Here is a 2,996-nt window from a genome sequence, read left to right on the forward strand (position 1 = left end):
TCATCTGGCCATTATGGATTTCTTGTTGGAGGATTTCGAGACAATTCCTAAACCGTTATTGGAGCGATGCAGCGCGGTCTTGGGGGTTTCCCCCATGAGCGACTGCATCAAGACAGCGATTGTTCTCGAAGGAAGGCAGAATTAAGAATTAAGAATTAAGAATGTAGAATTCCAGATTATACATTCTTAATTAAAAAAGCTTGAAGGTTTAAGGTTGAAAAGTTAAGGTTGAAGGTTGTTTGTCAGAATGTAGAATGTAGAATGCATAATTCTACATTCTACATTCTTAATTCTACATTCTACATTCAAATCTATTCCCATGGTTTGATTTTCACAATCCAAACAGGGATGCTAGACTGGATTTAATGTAACCTAAAATGACTCTCCCAAGGTTTTAGACTTTGGGAGTGCTTTACTGGCTGTTAAGCAATTTACTAGATTTCATAATACTTATCAAGCCTTTTTAAGAGCTTATTGATAATAGTTAGCAGTTATCAATTGGGTGAGGTAAATCAGTTGATAATTTTAGGAAACAGGGAACAGCTAAAAAATCCTGTATACTTGATTACTATCAGAACTACCGTAATTTTGCTAATTTCTCAAGAGCAAACTTCCGCAGTTTAGGATCGGAGTCATGCTCTGCTCTATCGAGCAATAAAGACCGGGTTTGGGAATAGTTAGGATAATATTTCAGGATGGCATTCAGGGCTATTTTTCGAGGATTGACATTGTCATAATGCTGGTCTTGATCACGCTCAAAGGGGTCATTGAGAGTGCGATAGCATAAAAATTCAAATAACCAAGGCTGATCTTGCCAACCTTGAGCTAACTGTTCAATTGCTTTAGCTCGCACCAACCAATGCTGATCACAGCGAGCCCATTCTTGAAGTATGGCTAAGGTATCTGGGTGGTCTTTGTAACCTAGAGCTAACTGTTCAATTGCTCTAAGTCGCACATAGCAATAAGTATCAGAGCGAGCCGATTCTTGAAGTATGGCTAAGGTATCTGGGTGGTCTTTGTAACCTAGAGCTAACTGTTCAATTGCTGTACCTCGCACGAACAAATCAGTATCAGAGCGAGCCCATTTTTGAAGTAGGGGTAAGGTATCTGGATGGTCTTGCCAATGGGTGGCTACTGCTACAACAGCTTGAGTATGAAGATCACGGACTAAATTGGCCTGATATCCATATGGGTCATAATCATAATTTAGATCATAGTGAATTAAGTCTTTGAAGCAATTCAGTAATTCAGTATCCGTTGATTGAATTTCATACCGATTCCTAACTTCAGACAAACAATCCCCTGCCAGAAATAAATTACCAAACTCATACCCTTCTCCATCTTGTGCCATCAAATACTCAATAATCTCTCCAGCTTTGTTGGAATCAATCATGCCCACAATCAACCTGAGCACTTCATGCAAAGATTCATCCCGCCAGTGCTGACCAAAGACTTCAGTTTTCAAGTTTTCTATAGAAATCTCCTGTTTTTTTTCAAATTTCCTGACAAATTCCCAAGCACAGAAATATTCCAAAAATGTCCGATGCACAAAGGCGTAGTAATCTGCTCCCATGAAACACAAGATAAAATGGCGGGTGCGCAACTGATTAATCATTACCTTAGCAACGGCTCTGGGATTAGTAACGTCTCGTAATTTCAGCTCCTCTTTGATAATCCTTTCTAAATCTTCTCCACTAATCAGATTTCCCGCTAACCCTGCTTGATTGCCCTGCATGAAATATGCCACTTTACCGAGCATCTGTTGCTTATCTTGATAATCAATAGTCTTCGGGTCAACACGATTATCTTCTAGTAATGCTCGCTCTACATCCCATTGATGGAGCAGTAACCGAGACGCTTGGTTATAGAGTTCAGAACGGTCACGAGGCAATTCTTGATTGCGGTTCAGGATTGCCATCATAGTTAGTAATAGGGGATTTACCGCCAGTTGTCGAATCGGGGAGGATGTGTCTATGGCTTTTTGTAAGCGCTCCCGTTTCCTAACTTTATCGGCTTGATTAGTAAAGGTTAACTCATGCCAGTGCTCGATAAAGGTTTGAATTTGTTCTGACTCCAAGTCTTGGAGCATCACATGACGAAATTGAGCATTTCGTAGCCGTTGGGGTTTATAACCAATGACGCGAGATGTAACAATTACTCTTACCTTAGGATAGGTATTGGTAAAGCGATGAATATCGGTAATCACATCTTCTCGTTTGCCTGGTTCAAACACTTCATCCAACCCATCAAACATGACTAAGACTTTACCAGCCTTTAACTGGTGATGCAGTTGATGTTGATTCAGATGACATATCGCTCCACTGCTTTGATGGCAGAATTCCAAGAAGTTATTACACTGTCCACTATCGCGATTGCGAATATAGGTGCGTAATTCAATCAGTAAGGGAATCCGTAGAGAAAGGGCAGTATTGAGATCTGTTCTTGCCCAATTTAATGCTAAATATTGCAGCAAGGTAGATTTACCGGAGCCTGGGTCTCCTAAAACTACCAAATAGGGATAACTTTGACAGTTTTTAATAACATCTAATACGGATTTAACCGGCTGTTGATGATAAGCGTCTTTAGCTCGTTTCAATTCCTCTGGATCAATTGCTATGTCTAGTTGATCACTGTCTCCCAGTTGTTTATAATAATCTTTAGGAAGTTCATGAAGAGCTGACGGCATCAGGTCATGAACCTCTCGCACATTTTGGGGGATAAATATTTTCCATAGTTTTAGTTCGTTATAGGCATAGCCACTGGTATCTAAACTATCCAAGCCGAGATTACCGTAGCGCTCTAAAAGTCCTTCTTGATAGGTGCTTAAGTCAAAGTCTGGGATAATGCCTGCTGTAGCGCTAGTGTTTTGTGCGATCGCATCCAACGTTTGGGAATCTCGGATAGGCCGCAACTGATCCGATTCCCGGATGATAGTTTGTACTCGCTTGAGATACTGTCTAGCAATATACTTCCAACGAAATTCTTCCGGTAATGGA

General features: G+C 40.5%; 1 protein-coding gene. It reads right to left on the reverse strand.

Annotation, left to right across the window (positions count from 1 at the left end; translation table 11 throughout):
- Positions 1–577: 577 nt before the first annotated feature.
- The coding region (locus tag F6J94_RS32385; RefSeq protein WP_293047755.1) for an NACHT domain-containing NTPase at positions 578–2,996 on the reverse strand (2,419 nt) is incomplete at its 5' end.

It is taken from the genome of Moorena sp. SIO1F2 (assembly GCF_010672755.1).
Lineage (GTDB): Bacteria > Cyanobacteriota > Cyanobacteriia > Cyanobacteriales > Coleofasciculaceae > Moorena.